Origin of the sequence: Comamonas odontotermitis (assembly GCF_014207855.1) — a bacterium.
Taxonomy (GTDB): domain Bacteria; phylum Pseudomonadota; class Gammaproteobacteria; order Burkholderiales; family Burkholderiaceae_C; genus Comamonas; species Comamonas odontotermitis_A.
The window spans coordinates 1-26,145 of record NZ_JACHKZ010000032.1 but is presented as its reverse complement, the minus strand read 5'-3'; the positions used below and the strand labels follow the sequence as shown (position 1 = coordinate 26,145).

Annotated in this window: 21 protein-coding genes; 13 read left to right on the top strand and 8 right to left on the bottom strand. The window is 62.8% G+C overall.

Annotated elements, in window-relative coordinates; all coding sequences use genetic code 11:
• Positions 1-68: 68 nt before the first annotated feature.
• The 3 genes from HNP33_RS18015 to HNP33_RS18005 form a co-directional block, all read right to left on the bottom strand.
• Positions 69-833: a M48 family metallopeptidase gene (locus tag HNP33_RS18015; protein ID WP_184711017.1), complete on the bottom strand. Its 765-nt coding sequence runs from the start codon at positions 831-833 to the stop codon at positions 69-71.
• A 94-nt stretch (positions 834-927) separates the two neighbouring features.
• Positions 928-1,908: a CysB family HTH-type transcriptional regulator gene (locus HNP33_RS18010; protein ID WP_184711015.1), complete on the bottom strand. Its 981-nt coding sequence runs from the start codon at positions 1,906-1,908 to the stop codon at positions 928-930.
• A gap of 32 nt (positions 1,909-1,940) precedes the next feature.
• Positions 1,941-2,987 (bottom strand): sulfate ABC transporter substrate-binding protein, encoded by a 1,047-nt coding sequence (locus HNP33_RS18005; RefSeq protein ID WP_184711013.1) that lies wholly within the window; start codon positions 2,985-2,987, stop codon positions 1,941-1,943.
• Between the two features lie 256 nt (positions 2,988-3,243).
• Here HNP33_RS18005 and HNP33_RS18000 point away from each other — a divergent pair, with 256 nt between their 5' ends.
• Both HNP33_RS18000 and HNP33_RS17995 read left to right on the top strand, forming a co-directional pair.
• Entirely contained in the window at positions 3,244-3,519 is a 276-nt protein-coding gene (locus tag HNP33_RS18000; protein ID WP_184711012.1) for an oxidative damage protection protein, read from the top strand.
• Between the two features lie 120 nt (positions 3,520-3,639).
• Positions 3,640-4,443 (top strand): aminoglycoside phosphotransferase family protein, encoded by an 804-nt coding sequence (locus tag HNP33_RS17995; RefSeq protein ID WP_184711010.1) that lies wholly within the window; start codon positions 3,640-3,642, stop codon positions 4,441-4,443.
• Positions 4,444-4,498: 55 nt separating this feature from the next.
• On the opposite strand, the gene HNP33_RS17990 is transcribed toward HNP33_RS17995, so the two are convergent.
• Complete coding sequence (locus HNP33_RS17990) at positions 4,499-5,857, bottom strand: glutamate carboxypeptidase (RefSeq protein ID WP_184711047.1); 1,359 nt, start codon at positions 5,855-5,857, stop codon at positions 4,499-4,501.
• A gap of 115 nt (positions 5,858-5,972) precedes the next feature.
• On the opposite strand from HNP33_RS17990, the gene mnmC reads away from it, so the two are divergent.
• The 8 genes from mnmC (at position 5,973) to HNP33_RS17950 (ending at position 14,485) form a co-directional block, all read left to right on the top strand.
• On the top strand, positions 5,973-8,057 hold the full coding sequence (gene mnmC / locus HNP33_RS17985) for an FAD-dependent 5-carboxymethylaminomethyl-2-thiouridine(34) oxidoreductase MnmC (protein ID WP_184711007.1): 2,085 nt from the start codon (positions 5,973-5,975) through the stop codon (positions 8,055-8,057).
• A 206-nt stretch (positions 8,058-8,263) separates the two neighbouring features.
• On the top strand, positions 8,264-10,051 hold the full coding sequence (locus HNP33_RS17980; protein WP_184711005.1) for a nitrite/sulfite reductase: 1,788 nt from the start codon (positions 8,264-8,266) through the stop codon (positions 10,049-10,051).
• A 22-nt stretch (positions 10,052-10,073) separates the two neighbouring features.
• Positions 10,074-10,499 (top strand): DUF934 domain-containing protein, encoded by a 426-nt coding sequence (locus tag HNP33_RS17975; RefSeq protein WP_184711003.1) that lies wholly within the window; start codon positions 10,074-10,076, stop codon positions 10,497-10,499.
• Positions 10,496-11,119, top strand: a complete 624-nt coding sequence (locus HNP33_RS17970; RefSeq protein ID WP_184711001.1) for a phosphoadenosine phosphosulfate reductase family protein — start codon at positions 10,496-10,498, stop codon at positions 11,117-11,119. Before HNP33_RS17975 ends, HNP33_RS17970 begins: the two co-directional genes overlap by 4 nt.
• A 96-nt stretch (positions 11,120-11,215) precedes the next feature.
• Complete coding sequence (gene cysD, locus HNP33_RS17965; protein WP_184710999.1) at positions 11,216-12,148, top strand: sulfate adenylyltransferase subunit CysD; 933 nt, start codon at positions 11,216-11,218, stop codon at positions 12,146-12,148.
• Positions 12,148-13,524 (top strand): sulfate adenylyltransferase subunit 1, encoded by a 1,377-nt coding sequence (locus tag HNP33_RS17960; RefSeq protein WP_184710997.1) that lies wholly within the window; start codon positions 12,148-12,150, stop codon positions 13,522-13,524. The genes cysD and HNP33_RS17960 overlap by 1 nt, the downstream gene beginning before the upstream one ends.
• Before the next feature lie 116 nt (positions 13,525-13,640).
• Positions 13,641-13,970 (top strand): ferredoxin FdxA, encoded by a 330-nt coding sequence (gene fdxA, locus HNP33_RS17955; protein WP_184710995.1) that lies wholly within the window; start codon positions 13,641-13,643, stop codon positions 13,968-13,970.
• A 179-nt stretch (positions 13,971-14,149) separates the two neighbouring features.
• Positions 14,150-14,485, top strand: a complete 336-nt coding sequence (locus HNP33_RS17950; RefSeq protein WP_325064955.1) for an antibiotic biosynthesis monooxygenase — start codon at positions 14,150-14,152, stop codon at positions 14,483-14,485.
• 19 nt (positions 14,486-14,504) lie between these two features.
• Here the strand turns inward: HNP33_RS17950 and HNP33_RS17945 are convergent, their stop codons facing one another.
• The 4 genes from HNP33_RS17945 to HNP33_RS17930 form a co-directional block, all read right to left on the bottom strand.
• Positions 14,505-15,719 (bottom strand): NAD(P)/FAD-dependent oxidoreductase, encoded by a 1,215-nt coding sequence (locus HNP33_RS17945; RefSeq protein WP_184710993.1) that lies wholly within the window; start codon positions 15,717-15,719, stop codon positions 14,505-14,507.
• A 149-nt stretch (positions 15,720-15,868) separates the two neighbouring features.
• Entirely contained in the window at positions 15,869-17,413 is a 1,545-nt protein-coding gene (locus HNP33_RS17940) for an efflux transporter outer membrane subunit (RefSeq protein ID WP_233464592.1), read from the bottom strand.
• Entirely contained in the window at positions 17,410-20,601 is a 3,192-nt protein-coding gene (locus HNP33_RS17935; protein WP_184710991.1) for an efflux RND transporter permease subunit, read from the bottom strand. The genes HNP33_RS17940 and HNP33_RS17935 overlap by 4 nt, the downstream gene beginning before the upstream one ends.
• A 29-nt stretch (positions 20,602-20,630) precedes the next feature.
• Positions 20,631-21,935 carry an efflux RND transporter periplasmic adaptor subunit gene (locus tag HNP33_RS17930; RefSeq protein ID WP_418903859.1) on the bottom strand — a complete coding sequence of 435 codons (1,305 nt, stop codon included), beginning with the start codon at positions 21,933-21,935 and terminating at the stop codon, positions 20,631-20,633.
• Positions 21,936-22,236: 301 nt separating this feature from the next.
• Between HNP33_RS17930 and HNP33_RS17925 the strand changes: the two genes are divergently transcribed.
• From HNP33_RS17925 to HNP33_RS17915, 3 genes are all read left to right on the top strand, one after another.
• On the top strand, positions 22,237-22,629 hold the full coding sequence (locus HNP33_RS17925) for a sirohydrochlorin chelatase (RefSeq protein WP_184710987.1): 393 nt from the start codon (positions 22,237-22,239) through the stop codon (positions 22,627-22,629).
• Between the two features lie 252 nt (positions 22,630-22,881).
• Positions 22,882-23,823: a CysB family HTH-type transcriptional regulator gene (locus HNP33_RS17920; RefSeq protein WP_184710985.1), complete on the top strand. Its 942-nt coding sequence runs from the start codon at positions 22,882-22,884 to the stop codon at positions 23,821-23,823.
• Positions 23,824-23,905: 82 nt separating this feature from the next.
• The gene (locus HNP33_RS17915; protein ID WP_184710983.1) at positions 23,906-25,069 is read left to right on the top strand and encodes a pyridoxal phosphate-dependent aminotransferase; all 1,164 of its coding nucleotides are present in this window, start codon (positions 23,906-23,908) and stop codon (positions 25,067-25,069) included.
• Positions 25,070-26,145 lie beyond the last annotated feature (1,076 nt).

Sequence of the window (26,145 nt, the reverse complement as noted above, 5' to 3'; positions counted from 1 at the left end):
AGCATATAAAAAAGGCCCTTGGCGTCTGCCAAGGGCCTGTGCATTCATTCCACCCCAACCGGGTGTCTTTACTTCTTGCCGTCCAGGCGGGCCTGCATGGCCTTGGCGCGCTCTTCCGATGGGGGGTGCGAGCTCATCAGCGAGTTGCCGCCGCCACCGCCAAGTTTGGCCAGCTTCTGGAATGCGGTGACCAGACCCTTGCGCTCCATCTTCTGCTTGGTGAGCAGGTCAAACGAATAGTTGTCGGCTTCAGATTCATTCGATTGCGAGAACTGTGCGTGGACGAATTTCTCGCCCAGCTCGCCCGCCTGCGAGCGCGAGAGCGACGACAGCGCCGAGTTGCCACTGTTGGCTGCGATCTGGCGCGCTGCCGAAGTTGCGTAGGCGGTCTGCATGCGCTTTTTGCTGTGGCCCAGGGCGACGTGGCCAATTTCGTGGCCAATCACGCCGCGCAGCTCGTCATCGTTCATCAGGTCCATCAGGCCGCTGTAGACGCGGATGCAGCCATTTGCCATGGCCCAGGCGTTCACGTCGCTGGTCAGGTACACCTTGTAGACAGCTTTCTTGCCGTCGATGTCCTTGGGCATGTTGGCAATCACCTTGTTCAGGCGCTGGGTGTACTTGCTGTTGGCCGGTGCGATCTTGTTCTCTGCATCCATGGCCTGGCAGGACTCGTTGGACAGGGTCACCACATCGCCGTCAGACAGGGTCATGGCCTTCATTGCCGCTGAGCCGCTGTCTACCATGCTGCCGATGTTGCCCGTGTCCATGGTTTTACAGCCGACCAGAGCCAGGCTACCCGCCATGGCCGTCAGAACCAGAGCTTTACGCATACGCTATCCCCTTCTTGATACTGGTTGAAAAACCGCATCATAGCGTACACATATCAGAACAAGAAAAACAAATTATTCAAACAATTAACTTAGCTTAAGCCGCCTTTTGCACAGCGTTCACAGAGGCATCCTCTTCAGGAGCGGCGGCAGACACCGCTTGCAGCACGACATCACGGGTCAGGGTCGGCACAAAGCTCTCGATGAACTGCAGCGCATAGGCGCGCAGCCACACTCCTTTGCGCAGCGCGATACGGGTGGTGTTGACCTTGAACAGATGTCCCGCGTCCAGCGCACGCAAATGGCGATCACGCTCCTCATCGAAGGCAATCGACGCGACGATGCCAATCCCCATGCCCAGCTCCACATAGGTCTTGATCACATCGGCATCCATGGCCGTCAGCACGACATTGGGCTCCAGGCCCGCGGTGGCAAAGGATTCGTCGATATGCGCGCGGCCGGTATAGCCCTGCTCGTAGGTGATGATGGGAAAGCGCACCAGCGACTGCAGGGTGAGAGGTCTGCCCGATTCCACCTGCGCCAGCAGCGGGTGGCCCAGTGGCACGACGACGCTGTGCGTCCAGCGGTAGCCCGGCAAGGTGGCCAGGCTGGCATAACCCGTGAGCGCTTCAGTGGCCACACCGATGTCCGCCGCTCCGCTCAAGAGCATCTCGGCCACCTGGCGGGGCGAGCCTTGGTGCAGGTGCAGCGCTACATCGGGGAACTGGGCCCGAAAATCGCGCACCACCACCGGCAGCGCATAGCGCGCCTGCGAGTGCGTGGCGGCAATGCTCAGCTGCCCACTGCGGCTGGCATGAAAATCCGCGCCCGCGCGGCGCAGATTCTCCGATTCGAGCAGCAGCCGGTCCACAATGGGCAAGATCGCCTCGCCCGGTGGAGTCAGGCCCGTCAGCCGCTTGCCAGCACGAATGAAGATATCCACCCCCAGCTCGTCTTCCAGTTCGCGGATCTGGCGGCTCACGCCCGGCTGCGAGGTATAGAGCACCTGGGCCACTTCGGTCAGGTTGTAGCCGTTGCGTGCGGCTTCGCGCACGGCCCGCAGTTGCTGAAAATTCATGGCGTTCTCCGCTTTGCTGATGGCGCTGGCGCTTATTTCTTGGTGTAGATCTGGTCAAAGGTGCCGCCATCGGCAAAATGCGCGGCGTCGGCCTTGGCCCAGCCACCAAAGGCGTCGTCGATGGTGAAAAGCTTGAGCTGTGCAAACTGCTTGCCGTATTGCGCCTTGGCCTTTTCGCTGGTGGGACGGTAGAAGTTGCGGCCCGCAATGTCCTGCCCTTCGTCGCTGTACAGGTACTGCAGGTAGGCCTCGGCGATCTTGCGCGTGCCGCGCTTGTCCACCACCTTGTCGACCACGCTCACTGTAGGCTCGGCCAGGATGGACAGCGACGGCGTCACGATCTCGAACTTCTCGGCACCAAACTCCTTGAGTGCCAGATAGGCCTCGTTCTCCCAGGCCAGCAGCACGTCGCCCTGACCGCGCTGCACAAAGGTCACGGTCGAGCCGCGCGCGCCCGTATCCAGAATGGGCACGTTCTTGAACAGCTTGCTGATGTAATCCTTGGCACCCGCATCACCGCCGTAGGTGCGCTTGCCAAATTCCCACGCGGCCAGATAGTTCCAGCGTGCGCCGCCGCTGGTCTTGGGGTTGGGCGTGATTACCTTCACATCGGGTTTGATCAGATCGCCCCAGTCCTTGATGCCCTTGGGGTTGCCCTTCTTGACCAGGAACACGATGGTCGAGGTGTAAGGCGCGCTGTTAAGCGGCAGACGCTTTTGCCAGTCGGCGGGCACCAGGTTGCCAAACTTGTGCAACGCATCAATATCTCCTGCCAGTGCCAGGGTTGCCACATCAGCCTCAAGCCCGTCGATGATCGCCCGCCCCTGCTTGCCGGAGCCGCCGTGCGACTGCTTGATCGTCACGTCCTGCCCGGTCGTCGCCTTCCAGTGCTTGGCAAAGGCCTGGTTGAACTGGTTGTACAGCTCGCGGGTCGGGTCATAGGACACATTGAGCAGAGTCACCGGCGCTGCGCCCTGGGCGTGCGCGCTGCCGATGAAAGCTGCGGGAGCAGCAGCAATCAGAGACGCGATTGCGGCTGCGGCTATCGGAAACTTGATAAAGTGGCGGCGTTGTTGCATGAAGAGCTTTCAAAATTTCAGAAATCGGATGGCCAGCGGGCGCATATCGCTTGCCCCAAGGCTTGACGGCATTCTGAAATCCGCTCCTCAAAACTCAAACTACTATTAATTCAGTTTTTAATGACTGAAATTTATTAACAAGACGATTCTCAGCCTCCACTTCCCTGATTTCTCAATGGATTCAATCACTTGATTGGCCAAGGCTGAAATGCGGCGGCAGCTGCACCCCACGTCAACTACGAAAAGGACACCACCCATGGCACGCATGGTTCAATGCATCAAGCTGCAAAAAGAAGCCGAAGGCCTCGACTTCCCGCCCTACCCTGGTGAGCTGGGCAAGCGCATCTGGGAAAACGTCAGCAAGGAAGCATGGGCTGGCTGGCTCAAGCACCAGACCATGCTGGTGAACGAAAACCGCCTGAACCTCGCCGACGCCCGCGCCCGCCAATACCTCGCCCGCCAGATGGAGAATCACTTCTTCGGCGGCGGTGCAGACGCCGCGGCGGGCTATGTTCCGCCCAGCGAAGCGTAATTGCTGCTTATTTGATAGCAAATGGCGTTTATCCACCAAGCGCCAGATAGCTGTTTCGCACCCCGGCCGGTTTGTACCGGCCTTTTTTGACGCTGTTCGTTGCGCACCTCCATTTGCAGCATGCCAATTGAGCTCTCCACGTATCTGAAAGCCTGGTCGCTGGTGCCGGATGGGCCGGTGGTGGAGACCCATGCGGCCACTCTGCTCCCCGTCATTCACCTGGGCCGCCCGGCCATGCTGAAAGTGAGCGAATCCGAGGAGGAAACCGCTGGCTACGACGCGCTGCAGTGGTGGGGCGGGAGCGGCGCGGTTCAGGTATACGCACGCAGCGACCATGCCCTGTTGATGGAGCGGGCGGCCGGAGCACGCTCACTTGCGGCGATGAGCCAGCACGGCAAGGATGGCGAGGCCACTCGCACCATCTGCACCGTCGTCGCGCAATTGCACGCCGCACGTGCCACACCGCTGCCTGCATTGACGCCACTGCCCCAGCGCTTTGCCTCATTGGTGGCCTTCCGTGCCGAGCCCGCCAGCGTGCTGCGCGCGTCACAGCGGGCCATGGAGCAGTTGCTGGCTGCGCCCCGCGATGTCGTCTGCCTGCACGGCGATGTCCACCACCACAACATTCTGGATGGCGGCAAGCGCGGCTGGCTGGCCATCGATCCCAAAGGCCTGCTGGGCGAGCGCGGCTTTGACTATGCCAACCTCTTCTGCAACCCCGATGCCGCAATCGCTTGCCATCCGCAGCGCTTTGAGGCACGGTTGCAACTGGTCGCGCAGGCCGCACACCTCGATCGACAGCGCCTGCTGCAATGGATTCTGGCGTGGAGCGGGCTCTCTGCGGTGTGGCACATGGAGGACGAAACCCCGGCCGACATTGCCCTGCAGGTTGCGGGCATGGCGGCTGCGGCACTCAATGGATAGCCGTTTTCACTCTACTTTTGGTAGCATTCTGCGTAGCCCAGAATAGCGCTGCACATTATTTTTGCTGCGCATCCGTGGTCGCGCTGTGAGCGTCATTGTGTTCCGCCTCCCCTCTTGGCGCAGACAGCTCCATCACCATCCGCGCCACCAGATACAGCCGGGGGACGATGCTGCCCAGCAGAATGTATTCGTCATGGTTGCTGTGGGCGCCAAAGCCGCCAAGGCCCATGCCTTCGACCACGCCACCGCGCGCGCTGAGCGCGGCAAAGGCGGCGTCGGTGCCGCCCCCCAGAGCTACATCGTTCACGCGCAGTGGCAGATCCAGCTCCTTGCGGTAAATCTGCTGGGCCTGGGCTGCAATCTTGCGGGCGGCGTCGCTCGCCTCCATGGGCGGGCGGCGCAGCTCGAAGCGGGCGCTGATTCGGCTGCTGTCGAAAAGCTTGTTGCGGATGCGCTCCTGCACGGCACTCTGCAGCGCATCAAAATCCTGCACGCGCAGGGCGCGCGCGTCGGCCTGTGCTTCGGCGTGGGCGGGTATCACGTTGCGGTTGCTGCCCGCCTGTGACAGTGTCCAGTTGAGCTTGAGGCCGCGCTCGGGCTGGGAGAGGTTGCGCATCTGCAGCAGCTGGTGCGACAGCTCGTAGAGCGCGTTCACACCGTATTCGGGCCGCGCGCCAGCATGCGATGCCTTGCCCTCCACCGACAGGAACAGCGCGCCAATGCCGCTGGTGGCCAGGTGCAGCGTGCCGTCCTGGCCACCGCTCTCAAACGAGAAGACGGCATCCTGGTCTCTGGCGAGCGCCGTGATCAGCTTGCGCGATCCGGGCGAGCTGATTTCCTCGTCGCTGTTGAACAGCACAGTAATCTGGCCGAACCGGTCGTAGCCGATCTTCTGCAGCAGGGCCATGCTGTGCAACACCAGCGCCACGCCCTGCTTTTCGTCCTCGATGCCCAGGCCATAGGCACGTTCGCCATCGATGCGAAAGGGTTGCTGCGCCAGATCGCCCTGGTGGTAGACCGTATCCATGTGGGCGATCAGCATGATCCTGGAATGGCCCGAGCCTTTGAACACCGCCTGCACGGCGGGGCCGGGCTGCTCGGGCGTGTCCTGCAGGCGCTCCGGGTCGGTGCTGCGAATGATTTGCACCGCCCCCCCCAGGGCCTTGAGCTTGTCGGCCGCCACCTGGGCGATATAGCTGACGCCGGCAAAATCCTTGCTGCCTGACTCGATGTTCACCAGCGTCTGCAGCGTATCGAGCAACGGTTGCCGCTCGGCCTGCGCTGCGCTGTAGACGGAGGGCACGGCGCCAACGGGCATGGCAGCCTCGCCGCTGGCCGCTGCAGCAAAGAGCAAGGCGCCAGCGCACACCACAGGATGGGCCAGCGTTCGGATCACAGAGCGGCGGGGACACATGGGGCCATGATAGTCTGCACGCATGGGGCTTTCTGTCATGTCAATGAAATGTGAGCATGGCGTATACCCCAACTACCTACAATGCTCATGTTTTTGACAAGGAACCGAACAAGCCATGAGCGAGACCGTGCAATGGATGGAAGACGGCACGCCCTATAGCCCGCGCTTTGGCGACCGCTACCGCAGTGAGGCCGCATATGCGATGCAGCAGGCCGAGCAGGTTTTTCTGGCGGGCGTGGGCCTGCCTGCGGCATGGGCGGGCCAGCCGCAGTGGCGCATTCTGGAGACCGGTTTTGGCTTTGGCCTGAATTTTCTTGCCACCTGGCATGCCTGGCGGGGCGATGCTGCTCGCAGCCAACTGCTGCATTTCGTATCCACCGAGGCCTTCCCCGTGAGCGCGGGCGATCTGCTGCGCCATGCCGAGCAGTTTCCGCATCTGCAGGCCATGGCACGGGAGCTTGCCGCGCAGTGGTGGGGCCTGCTGCCCGGCGTACACCGCCTGCGGTTTGACAACGGCCGTGTGCTGCTGACCCTGCTGGTGGGAGATACCCAGGCCATGCTGCGCCAGCAGGACATGGCGGTCGACAGCATCTACCTCGACGGCTTCAGCCCGGCGCGCAACCCACAGATGTGGAGCCTCCACACCCTCAAGGCCGTGGCCCGCTGCGCACGGCGCGGCACCCGCCTTGCCACCTGGACGATTGCCGCCCAGGTACGCAAGGATCTGGCGCAATGCGGCTTTCAGGCGCACAAGGTGCCTGGCGTGCCGCCCAAGCGCGACAACCTGCATGCCACGTTCGATCCCGCCTGGGAGCCACGCAAGGCGCCGCTGTGGGCACTGGGGGCGCACGCTGTAAAAACAGCTGATCTGGCAGCACCCAATCTGCCCACCGCCGCCGTGATTGGCGCAGGAATCGCTGGCGCCGCCTGCGCGCACCAGCTGGCCCTGCGCGGCTGGCAGGTCACGATGCTGGATGCTGCCCCGCACCCAGCCGCAGGCGCCTCCGCCCTGCCCGCTGGCATTTTTGCGCCGCACACCAGCAGCGATGACAGCGTACTCTCCCGCATCACCCGCGCTGGCGTGCGCACCACCGAGCAATGGGCGCGCCAGTTGCTGCAGCACGGCGAAGACTGGGAGCCGACCGGCGCGCTGGAGCGCCGCCGTCTGGCCACACCGCGCGATGAGACTGCAGCGCATGCCGAAATCGCGCCCGACAACACGGCCAGCCGCCGCACCGGCGCCCACGAACGCCCTCCCGCCTGGAGCGCAGACCCGGCCCTGGCGCAGGCCGCAGCGGCCTGGAGCACCCCCGCCAGCGCAGACGTGCTGGCAGCGCAAGGCCTGCCCGCCGATGAAGCAGCGCTGTGGCACACGCATGCGGGCTGGCTGCGCCCCGCAGCCCTGGTGCAGGCGCTGCTGCAGGCGCCGGGCATCCGCTTTGTGGGGCAAGCGCAGGTGGCGCAGGTCAAAGCTTCATCGGATGCGGCAACCTGGGCGGTGCAGGACGCGGCAGGCGCCGAGCTGGCACGCGCGCACCTGCTCATCATCTGTGCAGGGCCACATTCCAATGCGGTATTGGCCTCCATGCCCGAAGCGAGCGCGCCCCAACCATTGCCGCTGCAGTCCATTCGCGGTCAAGTCAGCTGGGCCAGATATGGCGATGGCGAAGTACCTGCACAGCATCACCCGGTCAACGGCCACGGCAGCTGGGTGCCCTTCTTCAAAGCGCCAGCCAGCGCCTCTGGTGCTGCGGAGCCCGCCTGGGTGATGGGATCGAGTTTTGAGCGCGATGTGACACAACTGCCGCCTTCGCCTGCAGACACTGCCCGCGCGCATGGCGACAACTGGGCCAAGCTGCAGACCCTGCTGCCCACGGCCAGCCAGGTCTATGCCGCCCCTTTTGCCGCCGCCCAAACCTGGGCGCAGGTGCGCTGCGCCTCGGTAGACCGGCTGCCCGTCGTCGGCCCCCTGCCTGAAGACAATAACGCCAGCGATTCAAACGGTACCCAGGATGGTCGCATGCCGCCCTGGGTCTGCACCGCCATGGGCTCTCGCGGGCTCAGCTGGGCGCTGCTGTGCGCTGAGCTGCTGGCCGCTCGCCTGCATGGCGAACCACTGCCGGTCTCCAACAGCCTGGCCAAAGCCTTGTCCACCGACCGCATCCGCCCTGCACGGGCCGACCGGTCTGCCCAGCCGTAGCGCCTCAAAGCTGTCAAATGTGGGATCGCTTATGCCAAATCTGCACAAGCTTTCTTGGTTTTCTTATTACTCAATTTCATACATGCACAAGAAAAAAGTCGTTTGAGTTTATATAAAACTTTTCTACAGTACATCGAAACAGCCGGACAGCCGCCGCCATTGAGGGACAGCTTCTCCGGTTTGGGCCTAGCAAACCTTGCACCACGATGTACCAATACACCTCTTTCGACCGCGAATTCGTCAAACTCCGCGCCCAACAGTTCCGCGACCAGCTTGAACGCTGGCAGCGCGGTGAGCTGACCGACGAGCAATTGCTGCCGCTGCGCCTGCAGAATGGCTGGTACATCCAGCGCTACGCCCCCATGGCCCGCATTGCGGTGCCCTATGGCGAGATCAACAGTGCCCAATTGCGCATGCTGGCCCACATTGCCCGCGAATACGACAAGCCCACCCCCGAGCTGCTGGCCCATGCCCAGACCACGCAGGACCAGCTGCAGGCCGCCCAGCCCGGCCTCACCCTGGAAGCAGCCCCGCTGAAGTATGGCTATGGCCACTTCACCACGCGCACCAACGTGCAGTTCAACTGGATTCCCATCACCAAGGCTGCCGATGTGATGGACCTGCTGGCCAGCGTCGGCATGCACGGCATCCAGACCAGTGGCAATGCCATGCGCAACATCAACTGCGAAGCATACGAAGGCATTGCGCAAGACAGCGTGGCCGATGCGCGCCCCTTTGCCGAAATTCTGCGCCAGTGGAGCACGCTGCACCCCGAGTTCGCCTTTTTGCCGCGCAAGTTCAAGATGTCGCTCAACGGCTCTGCCGAAGACCGCGCCGCCACCGGCTGGTACGACATCGGTCTGCAGACCGTGCGCAATGATGCGGGCGAAGTTGGCTTCATCGTCAAGGTAGGCGGCGGCATGGGCCGCACGCCGGTCATTGGTACCGTGGTGCGCGAGTTCCTGCCCTGGCACCAGATGCTCAACTACATCGAGGCCGTGATCCGCGTCTACAACGTCTACGGACGACGCGACAACAAATACAAGGCCCGCATCAAGATCCTCGTCAAGGCCGAAGGCCAGAAGTTCATCGACGCGGTGGAAGCCGAGTACCGCGCCATCCTGGAGCAGGACGGCGCGCCGCACACCATCACCCAGGCTGAGCTCGATCGCGTGAGCGCCAATTTCGTGGTGCCAGCGCTCCAGCCCGCCAATCTGCCCTCCAGCGTCAAGACCGACGGCCAGCTCTACCAGCGCTGGCTGCAGCAGAACGTGCGCGGCCACCGCCTGCCGGGCCTGCGCGCCGTCGCGCTGTCGTTCAAGCGTGTGGGCTTTGCCCCGGGCGATGCCGATGCCGACACCATTGACGCCCTGGCCCAGCTGGCCGACCAGTTCTCGGCGGGTGAGGCGCGACTGACGCACGAGCAGAACCTGCTGCTGCCCTGGGTGCATGAGAGCGATCTGCCTGCGCTGTACGAAGCGGCACGCGCCCTGGGCCTGGCCCAGCCCAACATCGGCCTGCTGACCGACATGATCGCCTGCCCCGGCGGCGACTACTGCGCGCTGGCCAATGCCCGCTCGCTACCCATTGCAGCAGCGCTGACCGAGCGCTACCAAGATCTGGACGAGGTGTTCGACCTCGGCCCCATCGACCTGCACATGAGCGGCTGCATCAACAGCTGCGGCCACCACCACAGCGGCCATATTGGCATCCTGGGCGTCGACAAGGACGGCAAGGAGTGGTACCAGATCACCCTGGGCGGGGCCGACGGCACTGCGCTGTCTGGCCCGGCTATCCCGGGCAAGGTGGTGGGCCCCTCGTTCTCGGCGGCCGAAGTGCCCGATGTGATCGAAGCCATGCTCTCCACCTTCCGCGAGCTACGCGAGCCGGGCGAATTCTTCATCGACGCACTGCGCCGCATTGGCCACGACCCTTTCAAGGCCGCCGCCAATGCCGCCCGCCACCCCAAGGCCGAAGAAGCCATTGCCGAATAACGCAGCCTATTGAGAAAAAGCCATGAAAATCATTGCTGCCAACGCGCTCTCCCCAAGCGCAGATACCGAAAAAACCTTGGTTATCGCCAATGACGCCGAACTCGCCGAGATCGCGGCGAGCGGCGCCTTGCAGGGCGTGGAGCGGGTCGAGTTGAACTTTCCCAAGTTCACCGACGGCCGCGCCTTCAGCCAGGCCGTGCTGCTGCGCCGCCGTTATGGCTTTGCGGGCGACATCCGCGCCACCGGCGACGTACTGATCGACCAGTTGGTGCAGATGGCCCGCAGCGGCTTTACCAGCGCCGTGCTGGCCGAAGGCATCGACCCCGCCGCCGCAGAGCGCCAGTTTGCCCGCTTCAGCGGCTTCTACCAAGGCGACGCACTGCAGCCGCGCCCGCACTTTGCCCGCGACGCTACCGCCTCCGCTGCTACTGCCGGAGAGTCCGCATGAGCAGCCTGAACCTGACCCAAGTCAATCTCGAACTCGGCCACAATGCACCCGGCCTCGTGCAATGGGCCCTGGGCCTGGGCAAAAGCGCTATCGTCACCACCAACTTCCGTCCCTTCGAGGCGGTGATCCTGCACATGGTGGCGCAGGTGCGGCCCGATGTTCCCGTCATCTGGATGGACAACGGCTACAACACCGAGGCCACCTACCGCTTTGCCGATGCGGTAACGCGGCAGTTGGAGCTCAACCTGCGCACCTACCTGCCGCTGCGCTCGCGTGCGCACCGCGAGGCGGTCGAGGGCCCCACACCCGCACTCGATGACCCGCGCCACGCCGCCTTCACCGAAGAAGTCAAGCTCGAACCCTTTGCCCGGGCCCTGCGCGAGACGGCGCCCCAGGTCTGGTTCACCGCGCTGCGCGCCACCGACAGCGCCGTGCGCGCCCAGATGGAGCCGGTCAGCATCAACCCTGATGGTCTCATCAAGGTGGCGCCACTGCTGCACTGGTCGTCCAAGGATCTGTATGACTACTGCGAAAAACACGGTCTGCCCAACAACTTCGACTATGCGGACCCAACCAAGGGCGAAGCGCAGCGCGAATGCGGCCTGCACCTGGCCCATTGATCGGATATCGATCAAAGAGACACCAAAAAAACACAGCTAACTGCGCCTGCTGAACAAGCGCTAGAACCCGATTTGCCGATCTGAATGGACAAACCCATGAACGCCCGTGTTGAAACCGATGTGCTCAGCCACCTGAGCAACCAGCATCTGGATGCGCTGGAAGAGGAAACCATCTTCATCCTGCGCGAGGTGGCGGCCGCCTTCGAGCGCCCCGCCTTGCTGTTCTCCGGTGGCAAGGATTCGCTGGTCATGCTCAAGTGCGCGGAAAAAGCCTTTGGTGCCGGCCGCATCCCCTACCCGCTGCTGATGATCGACACGGGCCACAACTTCCCCGAGGTGACCGACTTCCGCGACTTCCGCGCCCAGGAGCTGGGCGCCGAGCTGATCGTGCGCAACGTTGAAGACTCGATGGCACGCGGCACGGTGCGTCTGGCGCACCCAGGCGAATCGCGCAACGTGCACCAATCGGTCACACTGCTCGAAGCCATTGAAGAATTCCGCTTCGACGCGCTGATTGGCGGCGCGCGCCGCGACGAGGAAAAGGCCCGCGCCAAGGAGCGCATCTTCTCCCACCGCGACAGCTTCGGCCAGTGGCAGCCCAAGGCCCAGCGCCCCGAGCTGTGGACGTTGTTCAACACACGCCTGGCGCCCGGCGAGCATTTCCGCGTCTTCCCGATCAGCAACTGGACCGAACTGGACGTGTGGCAGTACATCGACCGCGAAAAAATCGCTCTGCCCAGCCTCTATTACGCCCATGAGCGCGATGTGGTCGAGCGCAAGGGCCTGCTGGTGCCCGTGACGGCGCTCACGCCACCCAAGGATGGCGAATCGGTGGAACAGCGCACCGTGCGCTTTCGTACCGTGGGCGACATCACCTGCACCTGCCCCGTAGAGAGCGACGCAGCGACAGCCGCCGACATCGTGCTCGAAACCCTGACAGCCGAAGTGAGCGAGCGTGGCGCCACCCGCATGGACGACAAGACCAGCGACGCCTCGATGGAAAAGCGCAAGAAAGACGGATATTTCTAATGACTATCGAAACCATAGCAGCCACCGCCCACCCATCAGTTGCCGGCAGCCAAATTGATGCCAAACCGGCAGACAGTGCCTCTGCCCTGCGCTTCATTACCTGCGGCTCGGTCGATGACGGTAAATCCACGCTGATCGGCCGCCTGCTGGTCGACAGCAAATCGGTGCTGCAGGATCACCTCGCGGGTGTGCAGCGCGGCGGAGAAACCGACCTGGCGCTGCTGACCGACGGCCTGTCTGCCGAGCGCGAGCAAGGCATCACCATCGACGTGGCCTACCGCTACTTTGCCACCGAAGCGCGCAAGTTCATCATTGGCGATGCGCCCGGCCACGAACAATACACCCGCAACATGGTCACCGCCGCCTCCAGCGCCGATGCCGCCGTGGTGCTGGTCGATGCCACCAAGCTCGACTGGAAGAACCCCCAGTTGCCGCTGCTGGCCCAGACCCGCCGCCACAGCCTGCTGGTGCACCTGCTGCGCGTCAATGCCCTGGTGTTTGCCGTCAACAAGCTCGACGCCGTGGCCGACCCCGCCCTCGCCTTTGCCAACATCCGCAATGCGCTTGCCACCTTTGCGCAGGCCGCGGGCATCACCGTGGCCGCCACCGTGCCCGTATCGGCGCTCAAGGGCTGGAATGTGGTGACGCCCCATGCCGACTGGGCTGGCTACCAGGGCCCCAGCCTGCTGCAACTGCTGGAAAAGCTACCCGCAACGCCTGCCGACGTAGGCCAGCCCTTTGCCTTTGCCGTGCAGTGGGTGGAAAAGTTCTCGTCATCGGCCGACACCAGCCAGGGGCGCCGCGTGTTCTGGGGCAAGGTGGCCACCGGCGACGTTGCCGTTGGCACCGCCGTGCAGATCCTGCCCAGCGGCCAGCGCGCCACCGTGGCCCAGGTACTCGACCACACCCGCCAGGCCAAAAGCCGCGGCGCAGGCCAGAGCGCGGGCATCGTGCTGGACCGCGAGGTCGATGTCTCGCGTGGCGACTGGCTCATTGCCGCGCCTGTGGCTGCTGCGGCAGCCGACGACGACTTCGACGCCCCCGCCGAGCAGGCCACCTGGCCCGCCACCCGCGAGATCACCGCCACCGTCGCCTGGATGGACGACGAGCCCCTGGTGCCGGGCCGCGTGTACCAGGCCCTGCATGGCCGCCGCTGGACCAAGGCCAAGGTGCGCAAGGTACTGCACCGGCTGGACATCAACACGCTGGAGCGGCAGGCCGCCGAGCAACTGGAGCCCAATGCCATCGGCCGCGTCGAGATCACGTTGCAGGAGGCGATTCCGGCAGCGCCCTTTGCAAGCTCGCGCGAGCTGGGTTCGCTGATCCTGGTGGACCCGGCCTCCAACAGCACGGCTGCGGCCGTGCTCGTGGAATGAACATGTCCCCCATCCCGTACCCGAAAACCACGGTATTCAAGTACGCGCTATGTGCTCTTGCACAAAAACCGTAAAATTCCTGCTGTTTGTCTGAACCACTGGCGTAAATAAATTCCATGACCCACGTCGTCACCGAAAACTGCATCAAGTGCAAATACACCGACTGTGTAGACGTCTGCCCTGTTGACTGCTTCCGCGAAGGCCCGAACTTCCTCACCATCGATCCGGACGAATGCATCGACTGCGCCGTCTGCATTCCCGAGTGCCCGGCCAATGCCATCTACGCAGAAGAAGATGTGCCGGCCGACCAGATCGCCTTCATCAAGCTCAACGCCGAGCTGGCCCTGGCCGACGGCTGGAAGAGCATCACCAAGCGCAAAACGCCGCTCGAAGGCGCCGACGAGGCCAACGGCCAGCCCGGCAAGATCAAGGACCTGATCCGCTGATTGCCAGCACCTCAACAAGCCAGCCTGCCAGCTGGCTTTTTTATTGCCCGGGGCCCAGGGCCACAAAATCCTCGGCCACACGCAACAGGCAACAGGCAACAGGCAACAGGCAACAGGCAACAGGCAACAGGCAAGCGTGGCGCTTCCATCTTGCCCCCTTTTTTCCAAATAGGTATACCGTGAGCAGCTCCCGATTCGCAAAAACGCCCCAGCCCCCTTATTACGCCGTCATTTTTACCTCACAGCGCACCGCCACTGAAAACGACGCCTACGGCAACATGGCCGAGCAGATGGAGGCGCTCGCCCAGCAGCAGCCGGGCTTTTTAGGCGCAGAAAGCACACGCGGCGCCGATGGCCTGGGCATCACCGTTGCCTATTGGGAAACCGAAGCCCACATCGCCGCCTGGAAAGCCAACGCCGACCACCTGGCCGCCCAGCGCGCAGGCGCAGAGCGCTGGTACGAGCACTACGAGGTGCGGGTGGCCAAGGTGGAGCGCGCTTACGGAAAGCGCTAAAACAGCTGGAGCGGCTCCATCAATCCGGGTGCGACACACCCAGCCGCTCATGCAGGCGCTTGCTCGTCGTGGTGTATTCGAGCAGCAGCTTTTCGCCGCGCAGGTATTCAATGGCCGCCATGGCCGCCATCGTGGCCTCGTAGAAACCGCTCAGGATCAGCTTGCGCTTGCCTGGGTAGCTGACGATATCGCCAGCGGCATAAATGCCCGTGGCGCTGGTGGCAAAGGTGTCGGTCGCCACCTGCAGCTGTTTTTTCTCGATCGCCAGGCCCCATTCCAGCAAGGGCCCGAGTTTGGGCGAGATGCCCTGGCATACCCATAGCTGGTCGCAAGGCAGGCGCTGGTCCTGGCCGTCCGCATCGATGTACGCCATCGCTTGCAGGCGCGCGGCCGCGCCGTCTTCAGCCACCTCCAGGCTCTGCGGCATGCCAATCACCACCTCCAGACGGCCACTGGCACGCAAGGCCGCCAGCGCATCCAGCAGGGCTTGCGGCGCGCTGAACTGGTCGCGCCGGTGCAACAAGGCAACCGATGCCTTGGCAAGCGAAGGATGCTGCGCAGCGGCGACGGCTGCCTGCACGGCGGCCTCGTCTCCGCCGTGCACCACAATCTTTGGCGCCCTGGATGCAGCAAGCGCCGCCGCTTGCTGCGCCATCCAGTCATCGCCCGGATCCGGGTGGTAGAACACCTGCCGCCCCACCAGCGCTTCAATGCCGGGCAGGCGCAGCTGCTTGGGCACAAAGGCGCCCACACCTGCTGTCACAAAAATGGTTCTGGCCAACAGCCACGTGGTTCCGTCGCCGCCATCCGGCCCAGGCTCCTGGCCCTGCAACTGCACGCGCCAGCGGCCATCGCCCTGGGCCAGCACCTGGGCCACCTGGGTGCGGGGGTGGAAGATGGGGGCAAAAGGTGCAATCTGCTGCTGCAGCTTTGCCGCCAGCTCGCGGCCGGTACACAACGGAATCCCAGGGATGTCGTAGATGGGCTTGTCGGCGTAGAGCTCAATGCACTGGCCGCCCATGACAGGCAAGGTATCGCAGATATGTGCCTGCACGCCCTGCAGTCCAAGCTGAAAAGCGGTGAAGAGCCCTACCGGCCCGGCGCCGATGATGAGCGCATCCACCTCCTGCGCAGCCGGTGCATCCAGGCTGAAAGCGGTTGAAGCAGCTGACGCGGCGGCAGTGGCGGCAATCGGGGTGTCGGAAACGGTGTCAGGGCGCTGTGTATCTGTCATAGCCCGATGGTAGTGCAGCGGCCTTGGCCTTGATGGCTTTGCGCATATGCACGCCATGGGCTGCGCTGCCCGCGCTTGCCGTTATCGGTTTTTTGGCGACGTAGCCTTTTAAAACCCATACCTGCAAGCGCCAGCAGCTTACTTTTTACCTATTGCACCGGCTCGATGCCGCCGCCCAATGCCTTGTACAGCGCAATGCGGTTGACCTGCTCGGCCTGCAGCAAGGTGATCTGCGTCTGCTGCGCGGCATACAGGCTGCGTTGCGCATCCAGCACGGTGAGGAAGTCGTCCGCCCCCGCCTTGAAGCGGGCCTGCGACAGCTCCAGCACGCGGCTGGCCGATGCCACCAGGGCAGTCTGGGAGTCCAGCCTGCGCTGCATGGTGGCACGGTCGGCCAGGGCATCGTTCACTTCGCGGAAGGCGGTCTGGATGGCCTTTTCGTACTGCGCAAGCGCCACATCGCGGTTGGCTTGCGCAATATCAAGATTCGCCTGGTTGCGGCCATTGTCAAAAATGGGCAGGCGGATCTGCGGCACAAAGCTCCAGGCGCGGTTGCCGCCTTCAAACAGACCACTGAGTTCGTTGCTGCCCGTGCCCACGTTGGCCGTCAGGCTGATGGTGGGGAAGAACGCGGCGCGCGCCGCGCCAATGCTGGCGTACTGGGCCTGCAGGCTGTGTTCGGCTGCCGCGATGTCGGGGCGCGCCAACAGTACGGTGGATGACAGGCGCGCTGGCACCTGCGTCATCGCCGTGGTGGCTGTCTGCATGGTTACCTTGGGGGTGGCGCCATTGAGCAGTTGGCCGGAGTCGGCCTTTTTCAGATCCAGGGCTGTGAGCGACGCGGCAGGCGCCTGCGGCAGCATGTCGGCAGAAACCGGGCCGCCTACGAGCAGTTGCAGCGCATTGCGGTCACGCTGCACCTGCGATTCATAGGCCGCCACATCGTTGCGCGCAGTCTCCACCGCCGTCTGGTTCTGTGCCAGCACCAGCCCATTGGTCGCGCCCAGCTGATGCATGCGCTGTACCAGGCGGTAGCCATGCTCGCGCGTGGCCAGGGTGTCGCGCGCCAGTTGCAGGCGCTGCTGGTCGCTGGCCAGCGTGATCCAGGCGTTGCTGATGTCGGTGATCAGGCCCAGTTGTACGCTGCGGCGGTTTTCCTCGATCTGCAGGTACTGCTGCAGCGCCGATTCGCTCAGGTTGCGCACCCGGCCCCAGAAATCCAGCTCGTAGCTGGCCAGTCCCAATTGCACATTGAACTGGTTGGCCGTGGAAGAGCCCGCACTGGCCGAGCGCAGGTCATCTGCCGTGCGTGTACGGCTGGCCTGGCTGCTGGCATTGAGGGTGGGCAACTGGTCTGCGCGCTGCACCCCGTATTGCGCGCGCGCCTTTTCGATATTGGCGATGGCAACGCGCAGATCGCGGTTGTTCTGCAGCGCGGCCTCCATCAACTGGCGCAGCCGGGCGTCTTCCACCCACTGCTGCCAGGGCAGCATGCGCCATTCGCTGGCAGAGACGGGCTCTACCGCGAACTCATCGGGCACGGCAGAGGCTGCGCCATCCAGCGTGGCAGGCACGGGCGCATCAGGGCGCTGGTAGATGGGCGCGAGGTTGCAGGCACTCAGCAACCCGGCCGCCAGCAAGGCGAGCGGCAGGCGCAAGGCAGAGGGGCAGACAGTCTTCATGCTCGGAATCATTGCGCGCCCTCCACCGGGTGCGCATTAACGGTTGCGATTGCAGTTGCGGGCGGCGCAGCATCTTCATGGCGGCTGCGCGAGCGGAACCAGCTGCGGATCAGCAGGAAGAACACCGGCACCATGAAGATGCCCAGCACGGTGGAAGCCACCATGCCGCCCAGCACCGCCGTGCCGATGGCCACCCGGCCGGCCGCGCCGGCGCCGGTACCAATGGCCAGCGGTATCACGCCAAAGCCAAAGGCCAGCGAGGTCATCAGAATGGGGCGCAGCCGCAGCCGCACGGCGGCCACCACGGCGTCGAAAACGCTCTTGCCCTGCTCTTGCAGCTGCACGGCAAATTCCACGATCAGAATGGCGTTCTTCGCGGCCAGCCCCACAGTGGTGAGCAGGCCGACCTGGAAGTACACGTCGTTCGTCAGCCCGCGCGTATACGTGGACAGCAGCGCGCCGATGACGCCCAGCGGCACGGCCAGCATCACCGACAGCGGCACCGTCCAGCTTTCGTACAGCGCAGCCAGGCACAGGAAAACGAACAGGATCGAGATGGCGTACAGCATGGGCGCCTGCGCACCCGACTGGCGCTCCTGCAGCGAGGCGCCCGTCCATTCGTAGCCAATGCCGGGCGGCAGTTGCTTGAGGATGTCCTCGATGGTCTGCATGGCCACACCCGAGCTCACGCCGGGGGCGGAGCTGCCGATGATTTCATACGCAGGGGCACCGTTGTAGCGCAGCAGCTGCGGCGAGCCGTAGGCCCAGTGGCTGCTGGCAAAGGCGCTGAAAGGCACCATCTCGCCCTTGTTGTTGCGCACCGTCCACTGGCCAATGTCCTGCGGCAGCATGCGGTACTTGGCATCGCCCTGCACATACACGCGCTTGACGCGGCCGTTGTTCAGAAAGTCGTTCACATAGGTGCCGCCCATGGCGCTGGAGAGCGTGCTGTTGATGTCGTTGTATGACAGGCCCAGCGCTGCGGCCTTGCGGTCGTCCACCTCCACGCGCAGCTCGCTGGCGTCGTCGAGGTTGGTGGTGCGCACGGCGGTCAGCAGGTTGCTTTTGCGGGCTTCTTCCAACACCTTGTTGGTGGCTGCCAGCAAGGCGCTGTGGCCCAGGCCGTTGATGTCCTTGATCATGAAGTTGAAGCCTGCATTCGAGCCCAGGCCCCGCACGGCAGGCGGCATCATCACGTACACGCGGGCATCGCGGATGCGTGCCAGATCCTTGTTGGCCTTGAAGGCGATGGCATTGGCCGCCTGGCTGGCCAGAGGGCGTTCCTCCCAGGGTTTCAAGCGGATGAAGCCGCGCGCCGAGCTCTGGTCGCCATTGAGCCCCGATACCTGGTTGAAACTGATGATGTCGGGCTGGTCCAGCAGGTAGTCGCGCACCTCGTCCAGCACGTCCTGCAGTCGCGCGTCGGCGGCGCCTGCAGGCAGATTGACGTTGACGTACAGAAAGCCCTGGTCTTCGTCCGGCAGGAAGGACGTGGGCAGCACACGTGCCACGATCCAGATGGCGGCCAGCACGGCCACAAAGATCAGCATCATGCGCTTGGCGCGGCGCAGGCTGTAGGCCACCGTGCTCTGGTAGCGGCTGGCGGTTGCGTCAAAGCTGCGGTTGAACCAGCGGAAGAACCGGTCGCTCACGCCCAGCAGACCTGTGCGGACGGCGCGCTCGTGGTGCGCATCCTCTTGCGGCGCTTTGAGGATGGTGGCGCACAGCGCTGGCGTCAGCGTCAGCGCCACAAACACCGACAGCGCCATGGCCGCGACGATGGTGATGGAGAACTGGCGGTAGATCACCCCGGTCGAGCCGCCAAAGAACGCCATGGGCACGAACACCGCCGACAGCGTGACCCCAATGCCCACCAGGGCGGGCGTGATTTCACGCATGGAGAGCTTGGTGGCTTCCTTGGCGGACAGGCCCGTCTCGTGCATCACGCGCTCGACGTTCTCGACCACCACGATGGCGTCGTCCACCAGCAGGCCAATGGCCAGCACCATGGCAAACATGGTCAGGGTGTTGATGGAGTAGCCCGCGATGGACAGCACGCCGAAGGTGCCCAGCAACACCACCGGCACGGCAATCGCGGGAATCAGGGTGGCCCGCAGGTTCTGCAGGAAGATGAACATCACAATCACCACCAGCACCATGGCTTCACCCAGCGCGCTCACCACCTCGTGGATCGAGGCGCGCACGAAGGGGGTCGAATCCGAGCTGACGAAGTACTCGATCTGGTTGGGGAAGAACGGCTTCATCTCTGCCAGCTTGGCAGCCACGGCATCTGATACCGCCATGGCATTGGCACCGTCGGCCAGGATGATGCCCATGCCCGCGCCGCGCATGCCGTTGAGCTTGGCCTGGATCGAGAGGTTGTCGGCCCCCAGCTCCACCCGCGCCACATCGGCGATGGTGACGACCGAGCCGTCAGTGGCAGCCTTGAGCACGATGTTCTCAAACTGGTCCACCGTCTTGAGCTTGGTGCGCGCCGTGATGGTGGCGTTGAGCTGCTGGTTCTCAACAGCAGGCAAGGCCCCCAGTTGGCCCGCCGAGACCTGGGCATTCTGCGCATTGAGCGCGTTCACCAGATCGGACGGCACGAGGCCGTATTTCTCCATCTTGGCCGGGTCCATCCACACCCGCATGGCATAGAAGGTGCCAAAGACGTTGACGTCCCCTACCCCTTCGATACGGCCGATCACATCGACCAGGTTGGAGTTGATGTAGTCGCCAATGTCCACCTCGGTGATCGACGGATCCTTGGAATAAAAGCTGTAGGTGACCAGAAAATCCTGGCCGCCCTTGTTGATGAAGACGCCCCGGCTCTTGACCGCATCGGGCAGGCGGTTCAAGGCGCCCTGGATCTTGTTCTGCACCTGCACCTGGGCCACGTCCACATTGGTGCCGGGTGCAAAGGTGAGCGTGATGCGCGACTGGCCGGACGCGCTGCTCGACGAGCTCATGTAGAGCATGTTGTCGATGCCCTTGATCTGCTGCTCGATGATCTGCGTGACCGAATTTTCCACCGTTTCAGCCGATGCGCCGGTGTACTGGGCGCCAATCGTCACGCGCGGCGGCGCGATCTCGGGGTATTGCTCCAGCGGCAACTTGAAAATGGACAAGGCGCCGCCCAGCATGATGACGATGGCGATCACCCACGCAAAAATGGGGCGCTGGATAAAGAACTGTGCCATGGGTGCTGCCTTTTTCTTCTTGCTTCTTTTTATTTGGCAACTGCAGGTGCAGAAGCAGCGGGCGCGGCAGGCGCTGCCGATTCACCAGGCGCTCGTCCCGGGCTGCGCGGCTTGTCAGCCTTGGCCTTGAGGTCAACCACGGTGGGGTGCACCTTGTCGCCCACCTTCACACGCTGGAAACCATCCACCACCACACGCTCGCCTGCCTTGAGGCCACTGCCCACCAGCCACTGGTTGCCGATGGCACGATCAATCTCCAGGGGGCGCTTCTCGATCTTGTCGTCCTGGCCCACCACCATCACGCTGGCGCGGCCGGTCAGATCGCGGGTGACCGACTGCTGCGGCACCAGCAGCGCATCGGGCGCCACTGCCGTGGGCAGCAGGGCCTGCACATACATATTGGGCATCAGCATCCCATCGGGGTTGGGTACCTGCGCGCGCAGAGTGACGGTGCCCGTGGTGGCATTGACGATCACACCCGCAAACTTGAGCTTGGCAGTGTGCGGATACTGGGTGCCGTCATCCAGGCGAATGCGCACCGGAATCTGGTCGCCATCGACCTTCTGGAAGCGCCCGGCCGCCAGATCGCGCTGCAGCTGCAGCATCTCGGTGCTCGACTGCGTGAAATCCACATACATCGGATCGAGCTGCACCACCGTGGTGAGCGGTGCCGTCTGGTTGGCCGTGACCAGCGCGCCCGGCGTTACCGAAGAGGTGCTGACCCGGCCGCTGATGGGCGATGTGATACGGGTGTACTGCAGGTTGACCTTGGCGTTGTCCAGCGCGGCCTGCGCCACGGCGACATCGGATGCGGTCTGCGCAACCGCTGCCTGGCTGTCGTCATACACCTGGCGGCTGATCGCGTCGATCTTCACCAGCTCGGCATTGCGCGCGGCGTTGCTGCGCGCAGTCTGTGCGGTGGCCTTGGCCTTGGCAACCGCTGCCTGGGCGCTGTTGACGGCAGCGGTGGCCGAGCGGTCATCCAGTTGGTAGAGCACCTGCCCGGCCTTGACCTGCGCGCCCTCGGTAAACAGGCGCTTTTCGACGATGCCGTTGGCCTGGGGACGAATGTCGGCCATCATGAAGGCGCTGGTGCGGCCCGGCAGCTCGGCCATCAGGCTCTGCGCAGTCGGCTGCACGGTGATGATTCCCACCTCGGCCGCCTTGGCCGCAGGCGCCTCCATAGCCTTCTTCTCGGAACATGCCGCTAGCAAGGCAATGGCCGCCATAGCTGCGGCGCTACGCCAGCCGGAAGATGGGAGTGAAAGGGCTGAATGCAAAGGGGCAGAAGCAACCATGGGGCGGCGAGAGGGAGAATGGGCATCCAGCATCATCGGTGGTGATTTTGGTAGAGATCAAACTACTATTTTTGCAGCTTAATATGTAGGAAATGTAAAGCCTGCCAGCGGATTGGCTTGCGCTTGCCGCCATGCCGCGCTCCGGCGAATCTCACATTCTGCTACAGCCGGTATCCGGACGATACAGCCGCTGCAATGCTCTATGGGAAAGCGATAATGCGCAAAGGTTCCCTTCGAGTCCCCTTGCTGACACCGGTTTCTTTTTCGCCACATGGAGTGTCTGGCGCACCCGCAACCGATCAGCCAACTACCCAGCCCACCACCTAAGGAGCATCCGATGCCCATCTCCTCCCCCGCTTCCGGAGTGATTTTGCTCTCGCATGGCTCCAAGGACCCGGTCTGGCGCGGCAATGCCGAACGGCTGCTGGCCCTGGTGCAGCAGGATAGGCCGCAGGCAGCTGTTGCCTGCGCCTACCTGGACTGGTGCGAGCCAGCACTGGGCGCCGCCTTGGAGCAGCTGGTGCAGCAGCACCCGCAGTTGACGCAAGTCACCATCTGGCCGCTGCTGTTTGGGGTGGGCAAGCATGCACGTGACGACATCCCCGCCCTGGTGCAACGCACGGCACCGCAATTTCCGCAGATGACCCTGACCATCGCGCCCGCCATGGGTGAAGACGACCGGGTGATGCAGTTGCTGGCGAGCATGGCCGCCGGCTATCTGCAAAGCTGACACCCCGCGCGTCGCTCTTGTGGCCTTGCTATGCCGGTGCGCTGGTGAGTGATGCGCCCATGCGCTGGCAATCCGGGCGCCACTAGCGCTACCGCCAACATTGGCCTGCCGAATCCCGGCAAAATTTCAGTGTTCTATCGATATCACTGGCGTTTATATTCCAATGAAGCATAATGATGCAGATCAATATTCCATAATCTTGTAGGACCTGTGTAAAGCGCGCGCAGCCGCTGGGCGCAGGCCGAATCTTTTATGAACCTGCATCAGTTCCGCTTCGTGCAAGAGGCCGCGCGCCGCAACCTCAACCTGACCGAGGCCGCCAAGGCGCTGCATACTTCGCAACCCGGTGTTTCCAAGGCCATCATCGAGCTGGAAGAAGAGCTGGGCATCGACATCTTCGCCCGCCACGGCAAGCGCTTGAAGCGCATTACCGAACCCGGCCAGCAGGTGCTCAAAAGCATTGAGATCATCATGCGCGAAGTGGGTAACCTGAAGCGCATCGGCGACCAGTTCAGCACCCAGGACAGCGGCACGCTGTCGATTGCTACCACCCACACGCAGGCCCGCTATGTGCTGCCCACGCCCGTGGCCAAGCTGCGTGAGCACTACCCCAAGGTCACCGTCAGCCTGCACCAGGCCACGCCTGCCGAAGTAGCGCGCATGGTGATCGACGAGCAGGCCGATATCGGCATGGCCACCGAATCGCTGGCGGATTACCCCGACCTCGTCACCCTGCCCTGCTACGAATGGCAGCACGTGCTGGTCATGCCGCACCAGCATCCATTGGCGCAGAAAGAGCGCGTCACGCTCGAAGACATTGCCAATGAGCCGCTGATCACCTACCACCCCAGCTTTACCGGGCGCGGCAAGATCGATGCAGCCATGGCCTCGCGCCAGCTCACGCCGCGCATCGTGCTGGAGGCCATCGACTCCGACGTGATCAAGACCTATGTGCGCCTGGGCCTGGGTATCGGCATCGTGGCCGAGATGGCCATGCGCGACGACCCGCTCAAGGACCTGGCGGTGCGCCCCATGGGCTACCTGTTCGGCCAGAGCGTGGCACGTGTGGCCTTCAAGCGCGGCGCCTACATGCGCAACTTCGTCTACAAGTTTGCCGAGCTGCTGAGCGACCGCTTGAGCCATGACCTGATCGACCGCGCCATGGTCGGTCACGTGGCGGACTATGAACTGTAAGCCCAGCGTCTAAAATACTCATGAATTGATAGCTACCAGCGCCCGGCCAACGGGCGCTAGCTACGTATAACACTGCAAATCCATGACTGCCACCGTCTCCACACCCAGCTTTCCCAGCCGTCTGCCCCAGGTAGGCACCACCATCTTCACCGTCATGTCGGCACTGGCTGCCGAGCACAAGGCGGTCAATCTGGGCCAGGGCTTTCCGGATTTTGGCTGCGACCCGGCGCTGATCGAAGGAGTGACCCGTGCCATGCAGGCGGGCCACAACCAATACCCGCCGATGACTGGCGTGCCTGCGCTGCGCGAGGTGGTGTCGCAGAAAATCGAAGCGCTATATGGCAGACGCTATGACGCCACGAGCGAGATCACCGTCACCGCCGGTGCCACCCAGGCCATCCTGACCATCATCCTGAGCTGCGTGAGCCCGGGCGACGAAGTGATCGTGCTCGACCCCTGCTACGACAGCTACGTGCCCAACATCGAGCTGGCCGGTGGCGTGCCCGTGCGTGTGCCGCTCACGCCCAAAACATTCCGCCCCGATTTCGGCAGGATCGCCGCTGCCATCACGCCCAAAACCCGCTTGATGCTCATCAACACCCCGCACAACCCCAGCGGCACCACCTGGACGGCGCAGGAGATGCAGCAGCTCGAAGACCTGCTGGCGCCCAGCAACATCCTGCTGCTGTCCGACGAGGTGTATGAGCACATGGTGTACGACGGCGCACGCCACGAAAGCGCTTCGCGCTACCCGGCCCTGGCGGCTCGCACCTATGTGGTCAGCAGCTTTGGCAAAACCTTCCACGTCACCGGATGGAAGGTGGCCACCGTTGCAGCGCCCGCAGCGCTGACTGCAGAATTCCGCAAGGTGCACCAGTTCAACGTGTTCACCGTCAACACGCCCATGCAGGTGGGCCTGGCCGATTACTTGAAGTACCCGGCCCCCTACCTTGATCTGCCCGCGTTCTACCAGAAAAAGCGCGATCTCTTCCGCGCAGGCCTCGAAGGCTCGCGCCTGCAGTTGCTGCCCTGCCCGGGCACCTACTTCCAGTGTGTCGATATCTCTGCCGTGACGGACGCCAGCGAAGCCGATTTCTGCCAGCAACTGGTCAAGAACCTGGGCGTTGCCGCCATCCCGCTGTCCGCCTTCTATGGCGATGGCTTCGACCAGCAGGTGGTGCGCTTTTGCTTTGCCAAGAAGGACGAAACCCTGCTGGCAGCGCTGGAGCGGCTGCGCAAGCTGTAGGCGAGCCATCGGGTTGCTTTGTGTCTGGTAGTTGGTGTCGTACGTGGTAGCGGTGCTGTAGCCGCGTGCGTTGGTGCATTTCTGGCTGTAGGCGCCGTCCCACTGGTCAGAGGCGGTTTTCTTTCCATTAAATGTGCAGCCCAGTTCGTTGCCCTGCAGGTCGTAGATGTAGACGGTGGCGCTGCAGCCTCGCGGCCAGGGATCATTCGTACGTAGAAGTACGCCGGCACGCCGAAGGAGGTTGTCAGTGCGGCATGCCTGACTGGAAGGCCTTTAGAGCCGCTAGCACAATCCTTGAGACGTCTTTGCGTTGCCTTGTCGTACGTCTGTACTGCGGCTTCGCGCCTCACCTCAATCGCAAATCTACCATTTGCTGGGTTGTGTTAGCACCTCTTGATAGAAAGCGACTCCCTGAAATCGAGGACAAGCACCCTCTGAAACAACAGCACAGTCCCTACAACTATTTTTCGACACATTGAGCAAAAAAGGTGCCTTCACCTGGAGTGGTCAGACCTACCGTATCGCACCCGCCTTCCGCCGTGACCGCAATTTCCTCTACACAACCCTTACGAGATTTATATCTGTAAATTTCATCCCCCTGAATTACAGACCCGTACTCTTGCGTAATCCTAATTACATCTTTTTCCCCACCGGCTCTTGATAGGAGTGTTTGAGGCAATTGGCAGCAATTACATCTTTATCTCCGATGACTCTGTATTTGTAGTCATGCAGCAAAATACATAATGCACTGACGAATAGCACAAGAATAATTGAGAATATTATTTTCTGCAGACACTCATTGACCCCAATAATAACCTATTTTAAATTTATTAAAGCCTGCTCTGCCATGCATATTAAAAAATCTCCTGAATTATATTTAATTTCACATCCATTCACTCGATGTTGCCAGAATAAACTTATATTGAGAAGATTGAAATTATATATATTTTCCCTTTGATTTTATTTTTGATATTTGAAAAAGGCTTTGTTGCATAAATCGGTTTGAGACTGAGTCTCCCCAAACCCCAGACTTAGTTATGCCACGGCCACCGTTTGGGGCGTGCCCAGCTCGGTGA

What these genes read in the sequence shown, in the direction of transcription:
- HNP33_RS17980 (WP_184711005.1), top strand. Translation starts at nt 8,264, where the DNA reads ATGTACCAATACACCTCTTTCGACCGCGAATTCGTCAAACTCCGCGCC.
- HNP33_RS18005 (WP_184711013.1), bottom strand. Translation starts at nt 2,987, where the DNA reads ATGCAACAACGCCGCCACTTTATCAAGTTTCCGATAGCCGCAGCCGCA.
- HNP33_RS17970 (WP_184711001.1), top strand. Translation starts at nt 10,496, where the DNA reads ATGAGCAGCCTGAACCTGACCCAAGTCAATCTCGAACTCGGCCACAAT.
- HNP33_RS17925 (WP_184710987.1), top strand. Translation starts at nt 22,237, where the DNA reads ATGCCCATCTCCTCCCCCGCTTCCGGAGTGATTTTGCTCTCGCATGGC.
- mnmC (WP_184711007.1), top strand. Translation starts at nt 5,973, where the DNA reads ATGAGCGAGACCGTGCAATGGATGGAAGACGGCACGCCCTATAGCCCG.
- fdxA (WP_184710995.1), top strand. Translation starts at nt 13,641, where the DNA reads ATGACCCACGTCGTCACCGAAAACTGCATCAAGTGCAAATACACCGAC.
- HNP33_RS17975 (WP_184711003.1), top strand. Translation starts at nt 10,074, where the DNA reads ATGAAAATCATTGCTGCCAACGCGCTCTCCCCAAGCGCAGATACCGAA.
- HNP33_RS17930 (WP_418903859.1), bottom strand. Translation starts at nt 21,935, where the DNA reads ATGATGCTGGATGCCCATTCTCCCTCTCGCCGCCCCATGGTTGCTTCT.
- HNP33_RS17990 (WP_184711047.1), bottom strand. Translation starts at nt 5,857, where the DNA reads ATGTGTCCCCGCCGCTCTGTGATCCGAACGCTGGCCCATCCTGTGGTG.
- HNP33_RS17995 (WP_184711010.1), top strand. Translation starts at nt 3,640, where the DNA reads ATGCCAATTGAGCTCTCCACGTATCTGAAAGCCTGGTCGCTGGTGCCG.
- HNP33_RS18010 (WP_184711015.1), bottom strand. Translation starts at nt 1,908, where the DNA reads ATGAATTTTCAGCAACTGCGGGCCGTGCGCGAAGCCGCACGCAACGGC.
- cysD (WP_184710999.1), top strand. Translation starts at nt 11,216, where the DNA reads ATGAACGCCCGTGTTGAAACCGATGTGCTCAGCCACCTGAGCAACCAG.
- HNP33_RS17920 (WP_184710985.1), top strand. Translation starts at nt 22,882, where the DNA reads ATGAACCTGCATCAGTTCCGCTTCGTGCAAGAGGCCGCGCGCCGCAAC.
- HNP33_RS17915 (WP_184710983.1), top strand. Translation starts at nt 23,906, where the DNA reads ATGACTGCCACCGTCTCCACACCCAGCTTTCCCAGCCGTCTGCCCCAG.
- HNP33_RS18000 (WP_184711012.1), top strand. Translation starts at nt 3,244, where the DNA reads ATGGCACGCATGGTTCAATGCATCAAGCTGCAAAAAGAAGCCGAAGGC.
- HNP33_RS17945 (WP_184710993.1), bottom strand. Translation starts at nt 15,719, where the DNA reads ATGACAGATACACAGCGCCCTGACACCGTTTCCGACACCCCGATTGCC.
- HNP33_RS17940 (WP_233464592.1), bottom strand. Translation starts at nt 17,413, where the DNA reads ATGATTCCGAGCATGAAGACTGTCTGCCCCTCTGCCTTGCGCCTGCCG.
- HNP33_RS17960 (WP_184710997.1), top strand. Translation starts at nt 12,148, where the DNA reads ATGACTATCGAAACCATAGCAGCCACCGCCCACCCATCAGTTGCCGGC.
- HNP33_RS18015 (WP_184711017.1), bottom strand. Translation starts at nt 833, where the DNA reads ATGCGTAAAGCTCTGGTTCTGACGGCCATGGCGGGTAGCCTGGCTCTG.
- HNP33_RS17935 (WP_184710991.1), bottom strand. Translation starts at nt 20,601, where the DNA reads ATGGCACAGTTCTTTATCCAGCGCCCCATTTTTGCGTGGGTGATCGCC.